The sequence below is a fragment of the Pandoraea terrae genome, assembly GCF_902459695.1.
Lineage (GTDB): Bacteria > Pseudomonadota > Gammaproteobacteria > Burkholderiales > Burkholderiaceae > Pandoraea > Pandoraea terrae.
On sequence record NZ_CABPRZ010000004.1, the window covers coordinates 1 to 21,189 of the forward strand.

Sequence of the window (21,189 nt, forward strand, 5' to 3'; positions counted from 1 at the left end):
GTTGCTTGGTCATCAGACACCTCTTCATGGCGAGTATTCTCGCCTAAATCAGTGTCCGGGTTCATTAGACCACTACACGTTGCTTTGGTCGGCGCGTGCGGTGCTATCAGCGCCAGAAGCTCGCGCCACGGCACCGCGTGCTCCATCTCGTCGAGAAACACTCGCTTGCGCGTGCGTCGGTTGTTCAAGTCCAGGCCAAGGTCAGTTTGTTTCATGCGCTTATTCTGGCTGCGAAATCCACCCCCGGGTATCCGGTCTTGTGCGAGTTTTGAACACTATTCCTAAGCTAAGCTCACTGCCCCGAGACGGCAATATCTTTAACGAAGAGGACATCCGGGCCGGCTTCGAGATCGTGGAGGCGCTGCAGCGCGAGGTTGAGGTATTCGTGACCAACCGGGTGAAGGAGGCGGATGCGCTCGAGAAGGCGCGGGACCCCGCCACGAGGGCGGAACTCGACCAGCAACCAGCCGAGGTGCAGAAATGGAGACTGGGCTGCGACGATCGAACGATCGCAGCTATCACCGGACGTCGCTCGTACGCATTGCCGACCTACAAGGCCGCTACCAAAATGAATTTCCATGCGTAAACGAAACAAGGCGGACTCCTCACGAAGATCCGCCTTGTGCTCCGGTCACTTGGTATAAACGGTATTGCGCTTTCGGAGCGCTATCAGAATGCAACCCGTTTCACACCAGCGCCGACATTTCGCGAGTGACGGCGTCGAGCCGGCCTTTGAGCGGTGCGATTAGGCAATGGAGCTTTGCGCCCGATACCGGTACGCTCGCGGCATTGTCGAGCAAGTCAAGCAGCACATCCATCGCATCGCTCACCTGCAGAAGATCGTCGCTCGCGTTCGAGACGGTTTCGCGAACGGTACTGCTCACGGCGCTCAACTGAGCGTAGATGTCACGAGTTTGGTCACTTTGCGATTGCGTGTCATCGCTCAAGCGCTGTCCAAGCAGAGCGAGAAGCGAAGTCTGCTCGGCCAACGACAGTTGCGAGGTGAATTCGGAGTGGGATTGATACGTCATACGGTCTCCAACGAGTGCGGTTGTCATCCCGCACCTCATCCGAGGATGAGGTGGGCGGGCACAAGGCCGGAGTCGAAAACCGGGACCGTATGAACCGGCACACGCAAGCGTGTTCCGGCCCAGGCCCGCCTATAAGGACTTTGCCAGCAAAGCAAGGGGGCAATTGTTGAGATATCTGTTCAATACGCAATTCGAGAACGTTTGGACGTTAAAGCGGCGGGGCGGACTGCGTACCTATAAACGGCCTTTTGGGTATCGTTTCTGCTGACACCGGGCCCGGATAATAACCGCGCAGTGGGACTCCACTCATTGAGAGGCATAGGCGCTTACGCATTGCCTGGCGGGCCTTCGAGTTCGCTCACTGCCGGTCTGACCTGTCGCTATCTCTGTCGTTGCGTCTCTCGCTGCGGGATAGACTCCTGAAGTTGAATTGCCAGTTGTGCTACTCGATTATGTTGCCGTGTCTGGCGAAACAACGAAACTTGGGCGATGAGGCACATAGGAAGGATCAAAGCGTTCCCCCTTGGCGAGAATGGCCCACATAATACGCGCGTGCTTGTTGGCCACCGCTATAAGCGTTCGGGACCAGCCAAGGCGTGCACGTATTTCGACAATCCAGCGCGAAAGTCGATCATGGCGACGTGCCGCGGTGGTAATTGCCGCGCGAGCACCTTGGACTAGTAGCGTGCGCAGATAGTCATTGCCCTTCTTCGTAATGTGTCCGAGGCGGCTTTTCCCTCCGCTGCTTGCCTGTTTGGGGACCAAGCCGATCCATGCCGCCATTTGTCGACCGTTCTTGAACTGTTTGGCGTCAACGATGGTGGCAAGGGTTGCGGATGCGGTGATCGGGCCGACTCCAACGATGGCTAGCAGTTGCTTGGCCTGATTGTCCTGATTGGCGTGCAACGCGATTTGTTCCTCAAGCGAAGCTATTTGTTCGTCGAGTGCCAGCCAATGTTCCCAGCCCTTCAGAAGTGCTGCACGCGCGAGACCATGGAGTTCGTTGGACGCGGCCTCTAGCGCTTCAACAAATTTCGTTCGGAATATTTCGATACCTTGCGGGATGAATACGCCAAACTCGCCTAACAGACTGCGCAACCGACTGGTCAGTGCGGTACGTTCCTCGACAAATCCGGTGCGCATCCGGTGAATTACCATGACGCTCTGCTGTGCGGGCGTTTTAACCGGAACGAAGCGCATATGAGGCCGGCTTGCCGCTTCGCAGATGGCTTCGGCATCGAGGGCATCATTTTTTACCTGCTTACCGCCTTTACGATACGGCGTGACGAATTGCGGAGCGATCAGGACCACATCATGTCCGAGCGAATGTAACCTGCGCGTCCAGTAGTTCGATGAACTGCACGCTTCCATTGCGACCCGGCAGGGCGCGAGGTTAGCGAACCATGCGGCAAATCTATCGCGTGAGATTGATTTGCGGATGACAACATTGCCTGATTCATCCACGCCATGCAGTTGCATGACGTTCTTGGCAAGATCTACGCCGATGCGGGCAACCGTATTCATCATTTCCTCCGTCGGAGATGGCTGATTGGGTTCGGTTATTTTGCCCCCTCGGTGTACGGGCCGATGGCCGCAAAGTCCTTACTAATTCATTGAAGGCGTGCGCGAACATGCCGTCAATTGACGGCCCGTCCGCTACGGTTTGCGGGTTTCGACACCCGATCGCCAATGATTCGGCGATGGAGGCATTCTCCGCAAACGCGACGGGAATCGCCATCGGACGGTTCCGAACTTTAGCCGCGAGTTGGCAAAAACGTGGCAACTTGCCGTCTGAACAGGAAAATTCCCGAAGCAATCCGACCAGGTACACTTTTTTGTCAATCGGGCGAGGCAACCTCAATCGAGCGTCTTGTTCCAATTCGCCTCGAACATCGACACGGTGTGAGCATCTCCGGCGCGATCAACGTGAGCCATCAGAAGAACAACAGCGACTAACCGAGCGCGCGAATGCCAAGCTTCAGCGCGCCGAGGACTTCAACAGCCTGCTACGTCGCCCCGATCGAAAAGCGCGCACGGTAGTCCTGCGGACCGACGCCGAGTTGCCGCAGAAAGGTGCGACGAAGATTCTGTTCGTCGCCGAAACCGCAGGCGAAAGCGATGCGCTTGAGCGGCGCATCGCTTTCCAGCAGCGCCTGCCGCGCGGCCTCGAGCCGCATCGACGCGACCGCCTTCGCGGGCGTTGTGCCGGTCCTGGCAAGATACGTGCGCGAGAAGGTGCGTGGACTCATATTGGCTTGCGCCGCCAGGCGCTCGATCGTGAGATCGTCCGACAGATGTTCGAACATCCATGCATGCAGTTCCGCGAACGGCGCCTCCGTCGCCATCTGCCGCATCAGCGGCGGACTGAACTGCGATTGCCCACCCGCACGCTTGAGGAACACCACCAGCCGCCGTGCGGCTTGCAGGGCGACGTCCGCACCGAGATCGTCCTCGATGAGCGCCAGCGCAAGATCGATGCCGGCCGTAATGCCCGCCGAGGTCCAGACCGGATCGGCGCGTACGTAAATCGGATCGGCTTCAACGCGCGCCGCCGGATAACATGCCTGCAAACGGCCGACGTCGAGCCAATGCGTCGTGGCGCGGCGTCCGTCGAGCAAGCCGGCGGCCCCCAGTACAAACGCGCCGATGCACACCGAGCAGATGCGTCGCGCGCGCGGCGCGTACCCGCGCAGCCAGTCGTCAAGTCCGGCTGGCACGAAGGGCTGGACCTGCGCCGTGCCGCCGACGACGATCAACGTGTCGACATCGACCGCATCGAGCACAGCGACAGGCTCGGTATGGATCGCCAATCCCGACGACGTCATGACGCCACCGCCGAACTGTGACACGACCACCGTCCGGTACGGCACAATGCCGAGCGGCGCCATCTGACGGCAAACCGCCTGGAAGGCGTCGAGCGGCCCGGCCAAATCGAGCAGGATGCAACGATCGAGCACAAGGAACGCGACGGTTCGCACTGGCATGTCGGCCCGTGTCATGCCGAAGCGACGTCCGGCGTGCGGCGGCGGGCGTCGAACGCGTACCAGACCGTCGTGACCGCCGCGACCGCCAGCAGCGGGAAAATGGCCTGATTGATCATCGCCCAGCCAAAGCGCGCAAGCAGTTGCCCCGCGAACAGGCTTGACGCTGCCGTGCCAGCAAAGGTGATGAACTCGTTGGCCGCCTGCGCCCGCCCCCGCTCAGCAGGCCGATACGACATCGTGAGCAGCGTGGTGCCGCCGACGAACATGAAATTCCAGCCGACGCCAAGACATAGCAATGCGGCATAGAAGTACGGCAAGGACGTCGACATCAGCGCCAGCACGCCGCAGGCCGCACACATCGCGATGCCGGCAAGCAGCACAGGCACGACGCCCCAGCGCTTGACCAGATGGCCCGAGAAGAATGACGGCGCATACATGCCGACAAGATGCCATTCGATGATCCGCGCGCCGTCGCCGATGCTGTGCCCGCATGCGACGGCCCCAATCGGCGTAGCGGTCATCACGAACATCATTACCATGAAACCGATCAGGTTGTTGGCCAGCGACGCGATGTAGATCGGCTGGCGCATGATCTCGCCCAACGGCCGCGCAGGCGCTTGCCCTGCGCCCGCCGACACCCCGGCCGTCCCCGCCACACCCGGCGCCATGGCGGCATGTACCGGAAGGTTGCGCAGGAACCCCAGCAGCAACAGCAGCGACACGCCCGAGAGCAGCGCCACGACCAGATACGAGCCGGCGAACGTCACGGGGGCCAGCCAGTCCTTGCTCCCCGCCGCAAGTGCCGGGCCGAGCACCGCCGCAATCACCCCGCCCGTCAACACGATCGAGATCGCGCGCGGCTTGTCTTCCAGTGGTACGACGTCGGCCGCCGCCAGCCGGTAGTAGCGGGCGAACGCCTGGAACACGCCAACGCACGCCGTTCCCACGCAGAACAAGGCAAAGTGTTTTTCGAAAATGGCCCATACGGAAATCAGCCCCCCCAGCGTGCCCGCCGCCGCACCGATGGCGAAGCCGATTCGCTGCCCGAGCCGCTGAATCAATAGGGATGCGAAGATCGTCGTCACGGCGGAGGCGACCGTAATCAGCGAGAACGGCAATGTCGCATTACCCTTGTCCGCCGCGAGCACGAAACCGACGAGCCCCGTCAAGGTCAGGTCCACGGACATCGCCGCCGTATACAACGCCTGGCATGCGGCGAGGATGGCGGCGTACCGTCGTCCTTGCCGCCCGGCGGCAGGATCGGCGGCGGCCAAGGTCGGTGCAGCGACGGCGGTCTCGGTGACAGCTTCTGGCATGGCGGGCATCTCATCTGAATGGGAACGGAATCGGCGCGCTCGCCGGCCCTCGGCCGTGGCACCGCGTGACGCCATCTTGCCGCCGCTCCGTTTGGCATGAATGCCAATCATGCATCAATTCTTGCCAATCGAACACACGCCCGTGTAAAACCAACGTTTCCACGCGTCGGCATCGCCCCGCGAGCCAGTTCCCATCATCCTTTCCTCCCCCGTGCGCCACGCCGGTGCGCACCACTTCGGCACGCCCACGCACCAAATTGCTTCGCATCGCTGACGAGTTTTCCATCCGTGTCAGGCAACCCAGCGGCGGCAAGCCATCGCCCGGCATGCCGACGATCGGCGGACATGGCACGACAATTGCGTTGTACCCCGAATGCCGGATCGACCGGTCTAACCAGGAAGGGGAAGAGGCATCATGAAACGACGCACGCTACTCCAGATGGCGGCCCTCTCGGGCACCGCTTCGCTCGCAGGTTGGGTACCCAGTGTCTTCGGACAGGACAAGACGCCGATCAAGATCGGCATCCTGCATTCGCTGTCGGGCACGATGGCGATTTCAGAGACGTCGCTCAAGGACGTTGCGCTGATGACCATCGAGGAGATCAATGCCAAGGGCGGCGTGATGGGGCGCCCGCTCGAAGCCGTGGTCGTCGACCCGGCCTCGAACTGGCCGCTGTTTGCCGAGAAAGCGCGCCAGTTACTGACGAAGGACAAGGTCGCTGCCGTATTCGGCTGCTGGACGTCCGTCTCGCGCAAGTCGGTGTTGCCCGTGTTCGAGGAACTGAACGGCATGCTCTTCTACCCGGTGCAGTACGAAGGCGAAGAGATGTCGAAGAACGTCTTCTATACCGGCGCCGCGCCGAACCAGCAGGCGATTCCCGCCGTGGAATATCTGATGAGCAAGGAAGGCGGCGGCGCCAAGCGCTATTTCCTGCTCGGCACCGACTACGTCTATCCGCGCACCACCAACAAGATCCTGCGCGCCTTCCTGCACTCGAAGGGTGTGGCCGACAAGGACATCCAGGAGGTCTATACGCCGTTCGGGCATAGCGACTATCAGACGATCGTCGCCAACATCAAGCAATTCGCCCAGGGCGGCAAGACGGCGGTCGTCTCGACCATCAATGGCGACTCGAACGTGCCCTTCTACAAAGAGCTTGGCAACCAGGGCCTGAAAGCGACGGACGTACCCGTGGTCGCGTTCTCGGTCGGCGAAGAGGAATTGCGCGGCATCGACACCAAGCCGCTGGTGGGTCACCTCGCGGCATGGAACTACTTCATGACGGTCAAGAATCCGACCAACGACGCGTTCAAGAAGGCGTGGTTCTCGTACGTCAAGGCGAAGGGCCTGCCAGGCGGCGACAAACGCGTGACGAACGATCCGATGGAAGCGACTTACGTCGGCATGCACATGTGGAAGCAGGCGGTCGAGAAGGCCGGCAGCGTCGACGTCGACAAGGTGCGCACCGCCATGATCGGGCAGAACTTCAAGTCGCCGGACGGCTTCGACATGACCATGGACGGCAACCACCATCTGCACAAACCCGTGATGATCGGCGAGATCCGTCCGGACGGGCAGTTCAACGTCGTATGGAAGACGATGTCGACGGTGCGCGCACAGCCGTGGAGCCCGTTCATCGCAGGCAACCAGGGCAAGCCGGACAAAGTCTGACGCCCGCCTGACGGACGCCGGCCGGCGCATCGCGCCCAACGCTGCACGCGCGCCGCCGGCGTCCGCTTCGATCATTCGCATCGGCTGCGCCCGCCCACGCGGGCGCGGCGGTGCGCGGAGACTTCATCAATGACTCGCCGCCCGATTTGCCGCTTGCGCCGTTCCCTCAACGTCTGGATGACGCTGCTTGCGCTGCTGTGCGCCGTGCCGATGCATGCGTTCGCCGCGCTGAGCGCCGCCGACCTCGCACCGCTCGCCGGCGATGACTTCGACGCGAAGTCGAAAGCCATCGATCATCTGGTCGCCGACGGCTCGCCCGCCGCGCAGAACGTCCTGAAAGCGCTTGCCGAAGACACCGCCGCCGCCGCGGGCGACCATATCCTGATCCAGCAGGGCGACGCCTACGTCGACGCGCTTTCGGGACAACCGGCGAAGGCCGACGACGCCCAGTCGCTTACGCTCAACAACGTGTTACGCGCCCGCGTTGCCGGCGCCGCCGCCGCTGCGCAATTGGGTGCGACGGATCGCGCCGTGCGTGCGCAGGCGATCGAAACCTTGCTCCAGAATCCCGATCCCGCGTTCAAGGCGCCGATCGAACAGGCCCGTCAGCATGAGGCCGACACCCAACTGAAAAAGCGCCTCGATCAACTCTGGGCGATCTCGGCGCTCCATGATTCCGACCCCGAGAAGCGGCGCGATGCCATCGCGCTGATCGCAGCACGCGGCGATCCGCAAATGCGCGACCTGCTCCTGCCGATCGTCACGCGTGGCGCGGATGGCACCTATGCCGAAGCCGATTCGGGGGTCCGCAGCGCTGCGCAACTCGGCCTCACGCAACTCGATGCCGCGCAGCGGCGCAGCGAATTCTTCGGCACGCTGTTCGCCGGCCTCAGCCTGGGCAGCGTGCTGTTGCTCGCCGCGCTGGGGTTGGCCATCACGTACGGGCTCATCGGCGTCATCAACATGGCGCACGGGGAGTTCCTGATGATCGGCGCGTACGCGACCTACGTCACCCAGGTCTTGTTCCAGCGTTACCTGCCGGGCGCGTTCGACGCCTATCTCGTGGCCGCCGTGCCGGTCTCGTTTTTCGCAGCTGCCGCGGTGGGCTGGGTGCTCGAGCGGCTGGTTTTGCAGCGTCTCTACGGGCGTCCGCTGGAAACGCTGCTCACGACATTCGGTATCAGCCTGCTGTTGATCCAGTCCGTGCGCACGCTGTTCGGCGCGCAAAACGTCGAGGTGATCAATCCCGCGTGGATGAGTGGCGGCGTCGCGGTGCTGCCGAACCTGATCCTGCCGTACAACCGGCTCGTGATTCTCGGCTTCGCGCTGGCCGTGGTGATCCTCACGTGGGCGGTCCTCAACCTCACGCGCTTCGGGCTGTTCATCCGCGCGGTGACGCAGAACCGCGCCATGGCCGCCTGCGTCGGCGTGAAAACCGGGCGCGTGGACAGTTACGCGTTCGCCTTCGGCGCCGGCATCGCCGGTCTGGGCGGTTGCGCACTGTCGCAGATCGGCAATGTCGGCCCCGATCTCGGCCAGGGGTACATCATCGATTCGTTCATGGCTGTGGTGCTCGGCGGCGTTGGTCAGCTGGCCGGCACGATCGTCGGCGCGTTCGGCCTGGGCATCGCCAACAAGCTGCTCGAACCGGTGTGGGGCGCAGTGCTCGCGAAGATCGCGGTGCTGGTCCTCATCGTGCTGTTCATCCAGAAACGCCCGCAGGGCATGTTCGCGCTCAAAGGGCGCAGTGCGGAGGCTTGAATGGATACCCACATTCTGTCCGACCTGACCAAGGACCGCTCCGGCTTCACGCTCGATGTCCCGGCGCGCGCCCGACTGCTGCCGAAGTACTTCGCGCCGCTGCTGGCCGCCTTCGTGCTGGCCGTGCTGGTTCTCGTGCCGTTGTGCGCGCTGGTCTTGCCGCCTTCGCATCCGCTGCATCTGTCCGCGTACGCCATGACGCTCGTCGGCAAGATCATGTGCTACGCCATCGCGGCGCTCGCGCTCGATCTGGTGTGGGGCTACTGCGGCATCCTGAGTCTCGGGCACGGCCTGTTTTTTGCGCTCGGCGGCTATGCGATGGGCATGTACCTGATGCGCTCGATCGGCCGCGACGGTGTCTATCACAGCGATCTGCCAGACTTCATGGTGTTCCTCGACTGGAAGTCGCTACCGTGGTACTGGGCCAGCACCGAGCATTTTGCCTACGCGATGCTGCTCGTGCTTGCGCTGCCCGGCAGCGTGGCGTGGATCTTCGGCTATCTGGCGTTCCGCTCTCGCGTCAAGGGCGTGTATCTGTCGATCATCACGCAGGCGCTCACGTTCGCCGCGATGCTGCTGTTCTATCGCAACGAGACCGGCTTCGGCGGCAATAACGGTTTCACCGACTTCAAGCGCATCCTTGGTTATTCGATCACATCGCCCAACACGCGCACGGCGTTGTTCCTGATCACCTTCGTCATGCTGGTGACGGCGTTGCTGCTCTGCCGCGCACTGGTCGTATCGAAGTTCGGCCGCGTGGTGACGGCGATCCGCGACGGTGAATCGCGGGCGATGTTCCTCGGCTACCGCCCGCTTGGCTACAAGCTCTTCGTCTGGACGCTGTCCGCCATGTTGTGCGGCATCGCCGGCGCGTTGTATGTGCCGCAAGTCGGCATCATCAACCCGAGCGAAATGGCGCCGGTAAACTCGATCGAAATGGCGATCTGGGTCGCCATCGGCGGACGCGGCTCCCTGCTCGGCGCGGTGGTCGGCGCGTTTCTCGTCAACGGCGCGAAGAGTGCCTTCACGGCCTATTTCGCCGAGTACTGGCTGTTCTTCCTGGGCGCGATGTTTGTGCTGGTGCCGCTGTTGCTGCCGCAAGGGGTGATGGGCCTGCTCGCGCAATTCGCGCAGGGACGCCGCGCCCCGTCGCGCGATATCGGCGCCGATGCCCCGCCCGTCAAATCCGTTACCGGAGACCGCGCATGAACGCCCTCGCCCCCGGACAGTCCGTCAGCGGCGATGCCACCGGCATGTCGCATTTCGTCGTGCCCGGTGCGATCGATACGTCGCACGGGCCGATTCTCTATCTCGAAAACATCTCCGTGAGTTTCGACGGTTTTCGCGCGCTGCACGATCTGTCGCTGTCGATCCAGACCGGCGAACTGCGCTGCATCATCGGACCGAACGGCGCGGGCAAGACCACGATGATGGATGTCGTGACAGGCAAGACGCGCCCCGATGCGGGCGTCGCCTTCCTTGGCCAGACGCTGGATCTGACGCGCCTCGACGAACCCGCCATCGCGCAAGCCGGCGTCGGACGCAAATTCCAGAAACCGACGGTGTTCGAGCAGCACACGGTCTGGGAGAACCTCGAGCTCGCCAGCGCGGGCGACAAGCGCTGGTTTGCGGCGCTGCGCGCAGCGCTTACCGGCGAGGTGCGCCGCCGCATCGAGGAAGTGCTGTCGCTCACGCACCTCGAGGCGCAGGCGGCCTCCCAGGCCGGCCAGTTGTCGCACGGGCAGAAGCAACGGCTGGAGATTGGCATGCTGCTGATGCAGCAGCCGCAATTGCTGCTGCTCGATGAGCCCGCCGCCGGCATGACCGATGAGGAAACGGCGCAGCTGGCCACCTTGCTCGACAAGCTGCGCGGCCATTGTTCGATGATGGTCGTGGAGCACGACATGGCATTCGTCGCCGCATTGGCGGGCGACGCGGGCCGCGTGACGGTGATGGCCGAAGGCCGTGTGCTTGCCGAAGGCACGCTCGACGCAGTGCAACGCGACGAGCGCGTGATCGAATCGTATCTGGGGCGCTGAACATGCTCGACATCCACGCACTGAATCAGTACTACAGCGGCAGCCACATTCTGCGCAATGTCGAATTCACGGTGCCGGACGGACAACTGACGGTGCTGCTCGGGCGCAACGGCGTCGGCAAGACCACGCTGCTCAAATGCCTGATGGGGGTAGTGCCGGTGAAGGGCGGCAATATCGCCTGGCGCGGCAAGACGCTCACCGGCCTGCCGCCGTATTCCCGCGTCGCCAGCGGCCTGGCTTACGTGCCGCAAGGGCGCGACATCTTCCCCAGGCTGACCGTCGAGGAGAACCTGCTGATCGGCGCGGCGAGCAAACCGGCGATCGAGGCGCGCAAGGGGGTGCCCGAGCACATCTATTCGCTGTTCCCGGTGCTGTCCGACATGAAGCTGAGGCGCGGCGGCGACCTGTCAGGCGGTCAGCAGCAGCAACTCGCCATCGGCCGCGCGCTGATGAGCGATCCGGAGCTGCTGATTCTCGACGAGCCGACCGAAGGCATTCAGCCGTCCATCATCAAGGATATCGGTGCGACGTTGCGCAAGCTTGTCGACGATCACGGCATGACTGTCTTGCTCGTCGAACAGTACTATGACTTCGCGCTCGCGCTTGCGGATCACTACCGCGTGATGAGCCGCGGCGCGATCGTGGCCTCCGGCCTCGGCAAAGATATGGAAGCCGATGGCGTGCGGCATATGGTGGCGGTGTAACGCGAGACCTGCGTGTGTCGTGGCAGGCGCGCTTCCGTAGGCGCTCATCCGGGAGCGCCGTGACAACCCCGGCCGCTTCGTCGTGCGCACTACGTAATGACACAGCACCCCCGGCCACCGAAAGGGTAAGGCTCCGACGCGCTCCCGGCCGCTAACGCGCCGCCCGAGGTCGCCTGCGCGTCAGACTGCAGCACGAACGCCCGCCGCACTTCCTGCTCAAGTCGCTCGAATTTGGCGTGTTCGCCATGCACTTCGGCAAGCCGTTTTGCAATGGCCTGCGGCGCCGTCATCGCGACGGTCTGTTTGCGCCACCGGCAATCGTCGGCGTTAAGCTTCGTCCAGAGATCCAGTCGATCCATCTCCGCCAGTGTGGGTTTGACGGCTTCGTCCGAAATCCCGGCATTGAGCCAGACACGAAGCCACCGGACCGCGGATTCGACAAGCGCCTCAGGGGACTTGACCGCACGGCCTGTCCTGTCTGCCCAAAAGTGCACACGCAGGGCAGTGACGAGCACGGAAGAATTCGCGAGAAGCGCGCAACGCGAGTCCTTCGCAGCCGTGTCAAGAAAGGCCAGGGACATGGCCCACCTCACGTCGGCGCCGGCACTGTCGCCGAAATCCTTCACGGCGCAGTCGAGACGTTGATTGAAGCTCACCAGACTCTGCAGGCGTATTGTGGAAATGTCGGGGCGGTATACCCACGTTTTGTCTATTTTTCCGAGTACGGCGTAGCATTGCCAAATCGCTTTAAGCCGCTGATTCGATATCCTCGCGTCATGCATCCAGGCGTCTTGTTCCGCTCCCGGGCAGTCCATGGGCGTGACGATGCTCGGGTTGTAGTCGAAACGCGAATGTCCCGAATAACGCCCCACAACGGATAGATACGCGGCCACGCGCGTTTTCAGTGGCCGCCCGCGAGCCTCGCAACTCGCCCTCTCCGCTTCGCACATCCATAGCTGTTTGTAGCACTCGCCGACGAGATCCTCGTAGGGCGTCACTGCCGCCCCCTCCCGGGCATGATGGACAACTGCCCACTCGTCCGGATGATTGGCAACTGCCCGCTCGTACGCAAGAAGAAACGCCGGTACAAACGGAAGCGGCATACGCCCAAGCCGAATCGCGCCCCAGGTATCCTTGAGAAAGCGGGTGAGTACCTCCGGATGGCGCAGGCACAATGCCGACAGTCCGCACTCATCCAATTTGGGCACCGGATCAGACCGCTTTGGTTCAAATTCACGCAACAACCGCTCAACGCATTTTCCGTCATCGTCTGTCAACGCCGCACGGCCAAAGAGCGACTTCAGCAACGATGCCACGCTTTGCGCATCCGGCGCGCACCGGAATTCGCCAAAACGCAACCCTTCGCGAATGGTGGCGAGCGCGCGGCCGCATTGCACTTCACGCATTCCTCGCCCGTGATTGCGCTGCGCACCTGCCGCGCGCATCTCGAGCGCGATTTCGTGGGTCTTTGGGCTTGCCGTCCGGCAGTCTGTCGGATGGCGGTCGTCAGCCACGTCGCCCAGCCCGTGCGGTGACGCATCGTCCAACGCGGGCAAATCACGGTGAGCTGGCCGCATGCGCAGGGTGTCGAGCGTCTGCGCCAGCATGGACGCTGGTGTCGACCGGCTGGCCACGGGCGAACAGGCTGACGAAACGGACGACACCGAGGATGTCGCGGGTGCGTTGCATTGCATGAAGGGTCTCCTTTCGTGAAATTCCGCGCTCAATGGCGTACTTGGTTCGCAGTCCATCGTTCTTCATCCCATCCATCGTATGCCGCTGGCCGCGCCGTCCCCGTGCAGAATATTCCGATATTCGTAAACGGCTCGACTGGCGGTCCGTAAACGCGTGGCGCACGCGAGCACTTTTAAGGATTTCCCCACCGGCCTGCCGATCCGGTCATGCCATCTCCGCAAAACCACCGGTGTGCTACATTCGCCGCTCCCCCTGTTCGTCGAACTACCATGTCAGCCGCAGACCGCTCCAGCAATCCGGAATCGTCCGATACCACGCATCGAGACAGCGCCACCGTGCCGCCCGCCGCCTCGGGCTCCCGTGGATGGCATGCGTCATTGACGCTCGGCTTCGCGGTACGCAACGGACGCACCATGCTCGCCGAACGACGCCACAGCGGCCCGCTCGTCGTGCAAAAGCCGCTCTATCCGGAAGACCCGGCGATCTGTCACGCGGTCATCGTGCATCCGCCCGGCGGCATCGCCGGTGGTGACACGCTCGATATCGACATCACGGTCGGCACGAAGAGCCACGCCGTGCTGACAACCCCCGGCGCAACCAAGTGGTACAAAGCGCCGCAGCAGTGCGGGCGACAAAATGTCACGCTCACGCTGGGTGCCGGCGCAAAGCTCGACTGGCTACCACTCGAGAACATCGTGTTCGAAGCCGCCGATGCCGAGCAGAAGATCACCGTGCGCATGGCCGAGGACGCCACGGCGATCGGTTGGGACGCGACCTTGCTGGGCCGCCAGGCGGCCGGCGAGCAATGGACGCAGGGCCAGTGGCACGCCACGTTCGATCTCGTCGATGCCGCCGGACAACTCGTCTGGGCTGAGCAGGCCGTATTGCCGGCCAGCGACGGCCTGCGCGAAGGACCCACCGGCCTCGCAGGATTCCCGGTGTTCGCCACACTGTGGGCCGTCGGCCCCGCCTGCACGCCGGCCCTCGCAGAGACGTTCGCGGCATCACTGCCGCACGACGACCTGCTGCGCGCCGGCATCACCTGCCTGCCCGGCAATGTGCTGGTGCTGCGCGTGCTGGGCCGGGAGATGGAGGCCGTGCGCCATCTGTTGATCGATCATTGGCTTCGGCTACGGCCGATCGTCCATGGCGTGCCGGGTACGCCCCTGCGGTTATGGGCGACCTGAGCGCGACGTAATCACGACGTAAGCGCCCGCGCTGGCGCGCACCTGTTTGGCGCATGAGCCGAAAACGATGCACCATTCCTGCGCACGTGCCCCCCCGCGCGATGTCGGGCAGCGGGCCATCGCCGGACCGCGCAACGATGGCGACCGGACTTGCGGGTCTCGCCGCCCGCGTCGCCGGCGATTGCCTGACCCGGGCATGAATCCTGCTACCTCACTGTATCGACCGGTCTGACCAGTCGCCCTTTCCCCCATGGGCCGTCTTACCGAGATCTTTACTGAGGGTATCGCCATGCTTTCGAATTCCCGCCAGGTCCTGACGCAAGCGTCCATCGCATCGATCGCCGCCACCGTGAGCGCCCGGCGCCGTGCGCGCCGCATGTTCAGCACCGCCCTGTTCGCCGTGGCTGTGCTGGCCGTCATCGCCGTGATGATGCCGCGCGCCGCCCGCGCGGACGCGCTCGACAACATCGTCAAGCGTGGCACGCGCGCGCCCTGCGTCTGAAAGTCAGCACGGTATTCCAGCAGTACAATCTGTTCCCGCACCTCTGGGCCGGCGAAAATGGGATGCTCATTGGCTGGCCAGTGCAAGGCAAAAAACGAAAATGAAACTCACCCCGCGAGAAAAAGACAAGCTGCTCATCTTCACCGCCGCGCTGCTCGCCGAACGGCGCCGCGCGCGTGGACTGAAGCTCAACTATCCGGAGGCGGTGGCGTTCATTTCCGCCGCGCTGATGGAGGCCGCGCGCGACGGACGCACCGTCGCCGACCTGATGCACTACGGCACCACGCTGCTGACCCGCGACGACGTCATGGACGGCGTGCCCGAAATGATCCCCGACATTCAGGTCGAGGCGACATTTCCGGACGGCACCAAGCTCGTCACCGTGCATCACCCGATTCCGTAAGGAGGCCCCCCATGATTCCCGGCGAATTGCTGCCCGCCGACGGCGAGATCGAACTCAACGCCGGCCGCCCGACGATCACGGTGACGGTCGCCAATACCGGCGATCGCCCGATCCAGATCGGCTCGCATTTCCATTTTTTTGAAGTCAACGACGCGCTGCAGTTCGATCGTGATGCCGCGCGTGGCTTTCGTCTGAACATCGCCGCCGGCACCGCCGTGCGCTTCGAGCCGGGGCAGCGCCGCACGGTCGAACTCGTTGCGTTGGCAGGCGAGCGCAAGGTCTACGGGTTTGCCGGACGCGTCATGGGGGCCCTATGAAAATTTCACGCCGCGCCTATGCGGAAATGTTCGGCCCGACGACCGGCGACCGGCTGCGCCTGGCCGACACCGAACTGATCATCGAGATCGAGCGCGATTACACAATCTATGGCGAAGAGGTGAAATTCGGCGGGGGCAAGGTGATTCGCGACGGCATGGGCCAGTCGCAACGCCCCCGCGCCGAAGTCGTCGACACGGTCATCACGAATGCAGTCATCGTCGACCATTGGGGCATCGTCAAGGCCGATATCGGCCTGAAGGACGGACGCATCTGGGGCATCGGCAAAGCCGGCAACCCGGATATCCAGCCCGGCGTGACGATCCCCATCGGCGGTGCCACGGAAGTGATCGCCGGCGAAGGCATGATCGTAACGGCCGGCGGCATCGATTCGCACATTCATTTCATCTGCCCGCAACAGATCGAAGAAGCGCTTTCGTCCGGCGTGACGACGCTGCTGGGCGGGGGCACCGGGCCCGCTACGGGCACCAACGCCACCACCTGCACACCGGGTCCGTGGCACATCGAACGCATGCTGCAGGCCGCCGACGGCTGGCCGATCAACCTCGGCTTTCTCGGCAAGGGTAATGTCAGCCAGCCCGCACCGCTCGTCGAGCAGATAGAAGCCGGCGCGATCGGCCTGAAGCTGCACGAAGACTGGGGCTCGACGCCCGCCGCGATCGACGCCTGCCTGTCCGTGGCCGATGCAACCGACACGCAGGTCGCGATTCATACCGACACGCTCAACGAGGGCGGCTTTGTCGAAGCGACCGTCGCGGCCATTGCGGGACGCACCATCCACACGTACCACACCGAAGGCGCGGGCGGCGGTCATGCGCCGGACATCCTGAAGGTCTGCGGCGAACCGAACGTGCTGCCGTCATCGACGAATCCGACCCGCCCCTACACCATCAACACGCTCGACGAACACCTCGACATGCTGATGGTGTGTCATCACCTCGATCCGGCCATCGCGGAGGATATCGCCTTCGCGGAATCGCGGATTCGCCGCGAGACGATCGCGGCCGAAGACATCCTGCATGACCTCGGCGCGCTGTCGATGATCTCGTCCGATTCGCAGGCGATGGGCCGCGTCGGCGAAGTCGTCATGCGCACCTGGCAGACGGCGCACAAGATGAAAGTCCAGCGCGGCGCGCTCGGCACCGATACCGCGCAGGCCGACAACTTCCGCGTCAAGCGATACGTCGCCAAATACACGATCAACCCGGCGATCACCCATGGCATGGCGCATGAGATCGGCTCCGTCGAAGTCGGCAAATGGGCGGATCTGGTGTTGTGGGAGCCGGCGTTCTTCGGTGTGAAGCCGACGATGATCCTCAAGGGCGGCATGATCACGACCGCCTTGATGGGCGATCCGAATGCGTCGATCCCGACGCCGCAGCCGGTACACTATCGCGAAATGTTCGGGGCCCGTGCAGGCGCCCTGTCGCGGACGTCGCTGACATTCGTGTCGCAAGCAGCGTACGATGCAGATGTGGCGGGCCGCTTCGGGCTCGCCAAGCGCCTCGTGCCGGTACGCAATATCCGGCAGGTGACCAAGGCGCAGATGGTCAACAACGACTGGCTGCCGCAGATCAGCGTCGATCCCGAGACTTACCAGGTCATTGCGGATGGTCAATTGCTGACGTGCGAGCCGGCCACGGTGCTGCCCATGGCGCAACGCTATTTTCTGTTCTGATCGCGACGATGCCTGAATCCGTTGAATCTGTTGAATCTGTTGAACCCGCCGCATCGGCATCCCTGCGGCGTATCGAGAAACGCCTCGACGCTGCTGCCCGCATCGCCGCGCCGCTCGTGCGGCGCGCGCCGGCGCTCGTATTGCCGTTCGACGATCGCAAGAAGAGCCGCCTGCGCGCAGCCCTCGCCACCGGCGAGGAAGTCGCGCTGTTTCTGCCGCGTGGCTCGGTACTGCGCCACGGCGACCTGCTGGTGGCCAACGACGGCGGCATGATTCGCGTGGAAGCCGCGCCCGAAACGGTGCTGCTGGTGAGCGCCGATACGCCGCAGGCCTTGATGCGCGCCGCCTATCATCTCGGCAATCGCCACACGCCCGTGGAAGTCGGCGACGGATTTCTCAAGCTCGAATACGACCCGGTGCTGCGCGACATGCTGCTGCGGCTCGACGTGCACGTGGCCGAGGCGCTTATGCCCTTCGAGCCCGAGGCCGGCGCGTATGGCGGCGGTCACAAGCACGGGCACGACGAAACCTTCGCGGAAGACTACGCGCTCGCGCAGCAGGTGTTCCATGAGCGTCATGGGCACGATCATTCGCACGACCATGGCCATGATCACCCCCACACCCATTCGCACGATCCCGTCCACCCCCATGACGGCGATTGTTGCGGCCTCGCCTCGTCCACACATGACGGCAAGTCTGGCAAACACGATCACTGAGCCGGTCGCCGCGGCGTCGTTGCACACGTTGGCCGCGCTGCTCCACCTTGCGTCGCCGGCACTGCCGATCGGCGCGTTCAGCTATTCGCAGGGATTGGAGGCAGCCGTCGAGCACGGGATCATTCACGACGCGCCGAGCGCCGAGCGCTGGATCGCGAGCCAGCTCGACGGCGTCTTCGCGACCGGCGAGCTGCCGCTGCTGGCCCGGCAATGGCGTGGGTGGCATGCCGACGATGCTGCAGCGCTCACGCGCACGAACACCTGGATCCTGGCAACGCGCGAGGCGTCGGAGCTGCGTTTCGAAACCGAACAGATGGGCTGGTCGCTCACGCAACTGGCGGGATCGCTCGCGTGGGGCACTGACGCTCGCCGCGCCGTGCTGATGTCGATGAAACCGATCGCCCTGCCGACCGCGTTTGCCTTCGCGGCTGTCGCACACGACGCGCCGTTGCACGACACGCTGGTCGCCTACGCCTTCAGTTGGCTCGAAAATCAGGTGGCGGGCGCGCTCAAGGCCGTGCCGCTCGGGCAACTCGCCGCACAGCGCATCATCGTCGCTTTGCGTGCGCGCCTCGCGCCGGCCGCCACGCACGCCGCGTCGCTCGATCCGGCGCGGATCAATACGTTTTCGCCGGGGCTGGCGATCCTGGCATCACGCCACGAAACCCAGTACTCGCGGCTATTCCGCTCCTGACCATTTTCCGGTAACCCACCCATCATGAACTCGACGAACGCCACCCGCCGCACCAAGCCGAACCCGCCGCTGCGCGTGGGCATCGGCGGCCCGGTCGGCTCGGGCAAGACGACCCTGACGGAGATGCTGTGCAAGGCAATGCGCGAGCGTTACGACCTGGTCGTCATCACGAACGACATCTACACCAAGGAGGACCAGCGGCTCCTGACGGTCGCGGGCGCACTGCCCCCCGAGCGTATTCTGGGCGTGGAAACGGGCGGCTGCCCGCACACGGCGATTCGCGAAGATGCCTCGATCAATCTTGAAGCGGTCGACCGGATGCTGGCGCGCTTTCCCGACGCGGACGTGGTCTTCATCGAGTCAGGCGGCGACAACCTCGCGGCCACCTTCAGCCCGGAGCTGTCCGACCTGACGATCTACGTGATCGACGTGGCCGGCGGCGAAAAGATTCCGCGCAAGGGCGGCCCGGGGATCACGAAATCCGATCTGCTCGTCATCAACAAGACGGACCTCGCGCCCTACGTGGGCGCGTCGCTCGACGTCATGCGCAGCGACACCGAGAAGATGCGCGGGACGCGTCCGTTCGTGATGGGCAATATGAAAGAAGGCAAGGGCCTCGAGGAAATCATCCGCTTCATCGAGGCGCGCGGGATGCTGGTGTGAGCGGCCCGAACCGGTACTGGCTGTCCGGGCTTGTCCGAACCCATCCGGTTTCCTGTGGGTGAGGCGTAAGCAGACAATCAAGGCGCCGTTGCCCACCACGCAAACTCAGGACCCTTGGAAATACGTTTCGCTCCCCGGTCCCACCGGCCAACCCAGGGCGAAGACCCACAAACAGAACATGGCGCTCCAGATAATGCCGAAGGCGACCGAATACGGCAGCATCATCGACATCAACGTACCCACGCCGATGTCTTTGCGGTAACGCGCGGCTACGGCGACGATCAGGCCGAAATAACTCATCATCGGTGTAATCAGGTTCGTCACGGAGTCGCCGATGCGGTAGGCGCCCTGGATGACTTCGGGCGCGTATCCCACCAGCATCAGCATGGGAACGAACACTGGCGCAGTGAGTGCCCATTGCGCGGATGCCGAGCCGATCATCAAATTCAGTACGGCGCACACCAGAATGAAGCCGGCGAACAGGGCCGGGGCGGGCAAATCAAGGACATGGAGGAATTGCGCGCCGGTCACGGCCAGAATAGTGCCCAGATTGCTCCAATTGAACCATGCAATGAACTGCGCGGCGAAGAACACCAGCACGATGTACGGTCCCATCGACGTCATGGCCGACGACATCGCTTCGATCACATCCCGATCGGAACGCATGGTACCGGTCACACGTCCGTAGGTCAGCGCGGGTAGCAGGAAGCAGAGAAAGATAAGCGCCACCACGGCGCCATACAGTGGCGCTTTTGCGCCCAGTTCGCCCTGGGCGTCGCGCAGTGGGGACCCGGGCACCCACACGGCCGCGACGACGGCGGCAAGGCAGACAAGGAAGACCGCGCCCGCGGCCATCAGTCCTCGCGTTTCGCGTGCGGCGCGCGACGCATCGCGGTCATCCCCATGTGGCACCGGGGCTTGCTCGCTCGACCACGGCCCGAGGGCAGGCTCGACCACGCGCTCGGTGACCCAGCTGCCCACAAGCGTGATCATGAGCGTGCTGGCCGCCATGAAATACCAGTTGGCGGCAGCGCTCACGCTATAGTCGGGCGCCACCAATTGCGCCGAGGCTTGCGTGATGCCGGCCAGAAGCGGATCCACCGTGCCCAGCATCAAGTTGGCGCTGTAGCCCCCGGAGACGCCTGCAAATGCGGCTGCCAGCCCCGCCAGCGGATGCCGCCCGCACGACTGGAAGATGATGGCCGCCAATGGAATCAGCACGACATAGCCCAACTCGCCGGCGGTGTTCGACATGACAGCGGCAAAGATGACCGCAGGGCTTACCCAGCGGCGCGGCGCGGCGAGCACCAGGCGCCGCATGCAAGCCTCGATCAGGCCGCATTTCTCCGCTACGCCGACGCCAAGTAGCGCTACCAGCACCGTGCCCAGCGGCGCGAAGCCAGTGAAATTGGGAACCATCGCCGTCAGTATGCGGGTCAGGCCTTCGGCATTCAGCAGGTTGACCACCTCGATCATGGGCGGTACGTCGCCCCCGGCCGCCGGACGCGGATCGGCCACCGCGACGCCCAGCCATGACGCGACGGCCGAGCCGGCCAGCACGACTGCCGACATCAGGACGAACAAGGTAACAGGGTGCGGTAACAGGTTGCCGAGCCGCTCCACGATGTGAATCAACTGGAAGGCGGGAAAGCGTCGGGGGGTTGTGGTCATTGCGCTTGTCTGGTGTAGGTTTTCGTCAACCCCAGCCCGGGCAGCCGGTGTACCGGCGAGGCGTTCGTGGCGGCCGGGGTTGCGTGACCGAAATCATTCAGCAGTTCATCGCAAATTGGGGGATTGTCGATGAAAAT

20 protein-coding genes and 2 pseudogenes are annotated in these 21,189 nt (G+C 63.6%); 15 read left to right on the top strand and 7 right to left on the bottom strand.

Going from position 1 to position 21,189, the window contains the following annotated elements; translation table 11 throughout:
• Window positions 1–215 (bottom strand): annotated as a pseudogene (locus PTE30175_RS28525) (hypothetical protein); the annotation flags it as partial.
• Between the two features lie 53 nt (window positions 216–268).
• Here PTE30175_RS28525 and PTE30175_RS05600 point away from each other — a divergent pair.
• On the top strand, window positions 269–586 hold the full coding sequence (locus tag PTE30175_RS05600; RefSeq protein ID WP_150696088.1) for a hypothetical protein: 318 nt from the start codon (window positions 269–271) through the stop codon (window positions 584–586).
• Between the two features lie 100 nt (window positions 587–686).
• On the opposite strand, the gene PTE30175_RS05605 is transcribed toward PTE30175_RS05600, so the two are convergent.
• The 4 genes from PTE30175_RS05605 to PTE30175_RS05620 all read right to left on the bottom strand — a co-directional run bounded on the left by PTE30175_RS05605 (window position 687) and on the right by PTE30175_RS05620 (window position 5,340).
• Entirely contained in the window at window positions 687–1,031 is a 345-nt protein-coding gene (locus tag PTE30175_RS05605) for a DUF1484 family protein (RefSeq protein WP_191628845.1), read from the bottom strand.
• 450 nt (window positions 1,032–1,481) lie between these two features.
• Window positions 1,482–2,555 (bottom strand): IS110 family RNA-guided transposase, encoded by a 1,074-nt coding sequence (locus PTE30175_RS05610; RefSeq protein WP_150696338.1) that lies wholly within the window; start codon window positions 2,553–2,555, stop codon window positions 1,482–1,484.
• Between the two features lie 482 nt (window positions 2,556–3,037).
• Window positions 3,038–4,015 (bottom strand): GlxA family transcriptional regulator, encoded by a 978-nt coding sequence (locus tag PTE30175_RS05615; RefSeq protein WP_150696090.1) that lies wholly within the window; start codon window positions 4,013–4,015, stop codon window positions 3,038–3,040.
• Between the two features lie 11 nt (window positions 4,016–4,026).
• Window positions 4,027–5,340: an MFS transporter gene (locus PTE30175_RS05620; RefSeq protein ID WP_420819608.1), complete on the bottom strand. Its 1,314-nt coding sequence runs from the start codon at window positions 5,338–5,340 to the stop codon at window positions 4,027–4,029.
• A gap of 406 nt (window positions 5,341–5,746) precedes the next feature.
• Between PTE30175_RS05620 and urtA the strand changes: the two genes are divergently transcribed.
• The 5 genes from urtA to urtE all read left to right on the top strand — a co-directional run bounded on the left by urtA (window position 5,747) and on the right by urtE (window position 11,507).
• Entirely contained in the window at window positions 5,747–7,003 is a 1,257-nt protein-coding gene (urtA, locus tag PTE30175_RS05625; protein ID WP_150696092.1) for an urea ABC transporter substrate-binding protein, read from the top strand.
• A 129-nt stretch (window positions 7,004–7,132) separates the two neighbouring features.
• Entirely contained in the window at window positions 7,133–8,764 is a 1,632-nt protein-coding gene (gene urtB, locus PTE30175_RS05630; RefSeq protein WP_150696093.1) for an urea ABC transporter permease subunit UrtB, read from the top strand.
• Window positions 8,765–9,973, top strand: coding sequence for an urea ABC transporter permease subunit UrtC (gene urtC, locus PTE30175_RS05635; protein WP_150696094.1), 1,209 nt, complete (start codon window positions 8,765–8,767; stop codon window positions 9,971–9,973).
• A complete protein-coding gene (urtD, locus tag PTE30175_RS05640) occupies window positions 9,970–10,803 on the top strand; it encodes an urea ABC transporter ATP-binding protein UrtD (RefSeq protein WP_150696095.1) in 834 nt (277 codons plus the stop codon). Before urtC ends, urtD begins: the two co-directional genes overlap by 4 nt.
• A gap of 2 nt (window positions 10,804–10,805) precedes the next feature.
• Window positions 10,806–11,507, top strand: a complete 702-nt coding sequence (urtE, locus tag PTE30175_RS05645) for an urea ABC transporter ATP-binding subunit UrtE (RefSeq protein ID WP_150696096.1) — start codon at window positions 10,806–10,808, stop codon at window positions 11,505–11,507.
• Between the two features lie 89 nt (window positions 11,508–11,596).
• Here urtE and PTE30175_RS05650 read toward each other — a convergent pair whose 3' ends face one another.
• The gene (locus tag PTE30175_RS05650; RefSeq protein ID WP_150696097.1) at window positions 11,597–13,201 is read right to left on the bottom strand and encodes a hypothetical protein; all 1,605 of its coding nucleotides are present in this window, start codon (window positions 13,199–13,201) and stop codon (window positions 11,597–11,599) included.
• Between the two features lie 270 nt (window positions 13,202–13,471).
• On the opposite strand from PTE30175_RS05650, the gene PTE30175_RS05655 reads away from it, so the two are divergent.
• The 9 genes and pseudogenes from PTE30175_RS05655 (at window position 13,472) to ureG (ending at window position 19,381) form a co-directional block, all read left to right on the top strand.
• Window positions 13,472–14,389, top strand: a complete 918-nt coding sequence (locus PTE30175_RS05655) for an urease accessory protein UreD (protein ID WP_150696098.1) — start codon at window positions 13,472–13,474, stop codon at window positions 14,387–14,389.
• A 289-nt stretch (window positions 14,390–14,678) separates the two neighbouring features.
• Window positions 14,679–14,891: a hypothetical protein gene (locus tag PTE30175_RS05660; protein ID WP_150696099.1), complete on the top strand. Its 213-nt coding sequence runs from the start codon at window positions 14,679–14,681 to the stop codon at window positions 14,889–14,891.
• A pseudogene (locus PTE30175_RS28530) lies at window positions 14,876–14,959 on the top strand (amino acid ABC transporter ATP-binding protein); the annotation flags it as partial. The gene PTE30175_RS05660 and the pseudogene PTE30175_RS28530, both read left to right, overlap by 16 nt.
• 32 nt (window positions 14,960–14,991) lie before the next feature.
• Entirely contained in the window at window positions 14,992–15,294 is a 303-nt protein-coding gene (locus PTE30175_RS05665; protein ID WP_023598019.1) for an urease subunit gamma, read from the top strand.
• An 11-nt stretch (window positions 15,295–15,305) separates the two neighbouring features.
• The gene (locus tag PTE30175_RS05670) at window positions 15,306–15,611 is read left to right on the top strand and encodes an urease subunit beta (protein ID WP_150696100.1); all 306 of its coding nucleotides are present in this window, start codon (window positions 15,306–15,308) and stop codon (window positions 15,609–15,611) included.
• The gene (ureC, locus tag PTE30175_RS05675) at window positions 15,608–17,308 is read left to right on the top strand and encodes an urease subunit alpha (protein ID WP_150696101.1); all 1,701 of its coding nucleotides are present in this window, start codon (window positions 15,608–15,610) and stop codon (window positions 17,306–17,308) included. Before PTE30175_RS05670 ends, ureC begins: the two co-directional genes overlap by 4 nt.
• A gap of 62 nt (window positions 17,309–17,370) precedes the next feature.
• Window positions 17,371–18,024 carry an urease accessory protein UreE gene (ureE, locus tag PTE30175_RS05680; protein ID WP_150696339.1) on the top strand — a complete coding sequence of 218 codons (654 nt, stop codon included), beginning with the start codon at window positions 17,371–17,373 and terminating at the stop codon, window positions 18,022–18,024.
• A complete protein-coding gene (locus tag PTE30175_RS05685) occupies window positions 17,993–18,718 on the top strand; it encodes an urease accessory protein UreF (RefSeq protein WP_150696102.1) in 726 nt (241 codons plus the stop codon). Before ureE ends, PTE30175_RS05685 begins: the two co-directional genes overlap by 32 nt.
• 24 nt (window positions 18,719–18,742) lie before the next feature.
• Window positions 18,743–19,381, top strand: a complete 639-nt coding sequence (ureG, locus tag PTE30175_RS05690; protein ID WP_150696103.1) for an urease accessory protein UreG — start codon at window positions 18,743–18,745, stop codon at window positions 19,379–19,381.
• 105 nt (window positions 19,382–19,486) lie between these two features.
• On the opposite strand, the gene PTE30175_RS05695 is transcribed toward ureG, so the two are convergent.
• The gene (locus PTE30175_RS05695; protein ID WP_150696104.1) at window positions 19,487–21,052 is read right to left on the bottom strand and encodes an AbgT family transporter; all 1,566 of its coding nucleotides are present in this window, start codon (window positions 21,050–21,052) and stop codon (window positions 19,487–19,489) included.
• Window positions 21,053–21,189 lie beyond the last annotated feature (137 nt).

Excerpts from the sequence above, each read along its gene's own strand:
- PTE30175_RS05605 (WP_191628845.1), bottom strand. The coding sequence starts at position 1,031 with ATGACGTATCAATCCCACTCCGAATTCACCTCGCAACTGTCGTTGGCC.
- PTE30175_RS05610 (WP_150696338.1), bottom strand. The coding sequence starts at position 2,555 with ATGAATACGGTTGCCCGCATCGGCGTAGATCTTGCCAAGAACGTCATG.
- PTE30175_RS05615 (WP_150696090.1), bottom strand. The coding sequence starts at position 4,015 with ATGCCAGTGCGAACCGTCGCGTTCCTTGTGCTCGATCGTTGCATCCTG.
- PTE30175_RS05620 (WP_420819608.1), bottom strand. The coding sequence starts at position 5,340 with ATGCCCGCCATGCCAGAAGCTGTCACCGAGACCGCCGTCGCTGCACCG.
- urtA (WP_150696092.1), top strand. The coding sequence starts at position 5,747 with ATGAAACGACGCACGCTACTCCAGATGGCGGCCCTCTCGGGCACCGCT.
- urtB (WP_150696093.1), top strand. The coding sequence starts at position 7,133 with ATGACTCGCCGCCCGATTTGCCGCTTGCGCCGTTCCCTCAACGTCTGG.
- urtC (WP_150696094.1), top strand. The coding sequence starts at position 8,765 with ATGGATACCCACATTCTGTCCGACCTGACCAAGGACCGCTCCGGCTTC.
- urtD (WP_150696095.1), top strand. The coding sequence starts at position 9,970 with ATGAACGCCCTCGCCCCCGGACAGTCCGTCAGCGGCGATGCCACCGGC.
- urtE (WP_150696096.1), top strand. The coding sequence starts at position 10,806 with ATGCTCGACATCCACGCACTGAATCAGTACTACAGCGGCAGCCACATT.
- PTE30175_RS05650 (WP_150696097.1), bottom strand. The coding sequence starts at position 13,201 with ATGCAATGCAACGCACCCGCGACATCCTCGGTGTCGTCCGTTTCGTCA.
- PTE30175_RS05655 (WP_150696098.1), top strand. The coding sequence starts at position 13,472 with ATGTCAGCCGCAGACCGCTCCAGCAATCCGGAATCGTCCGATACCACG.
- PTE30175_RS05660 (WP_150696099.1), top strand. The coding sequence starts at position 14,679 with ATGCTTTCGAATTCCCGCCAGGTCCTGACGCAAGCGTCCATCGCATCG.
- PTE30175_RS05665 (WP_023598019.1), top strand. The coding sequence starts at position 14,992 with ATGAAACTCACCCCGCGAGAAAAAGACAAGCTGCTCATCTTCACCGCC.
- PTE30175_RS05670 (WP_150696100.1), top strand. The coding sequence starts at position 15,306 with ATGATTCCCGGCGAATTGCTGCCCGCCGACGGCGAGATCGAACTCAAC.
- ureC (WP_150696101.1), top strand. The coding sequence starts at position 15,608 with ATGAAAATTTCACGCCGCGCCTATGCGGAAATGTTCGGCCCGACGACC.
- PTE30175_RS05685 (WP_150696102.1), top strand. The coding sequence starts at position 17,993 with ATGACGGCAAGTCTGGCAAACACGATCACTGAGCCGGTCGCCGCGGCG.
- ureG (WP_150696103.1), top strand. The coding sequence starts at position 18,743 with ATGAACTCGACGAACGCCACCCGCCGCACCAAGCCGAACCCGCCGCTG.
- PTE30175_RS05695 (WP_150696104.1), bottom strand. The coding sequence starts at position 21,052 with ATGACCACAACCCCCCGACGCTTTCCCGCCTTCCAGTTGATTCACATC.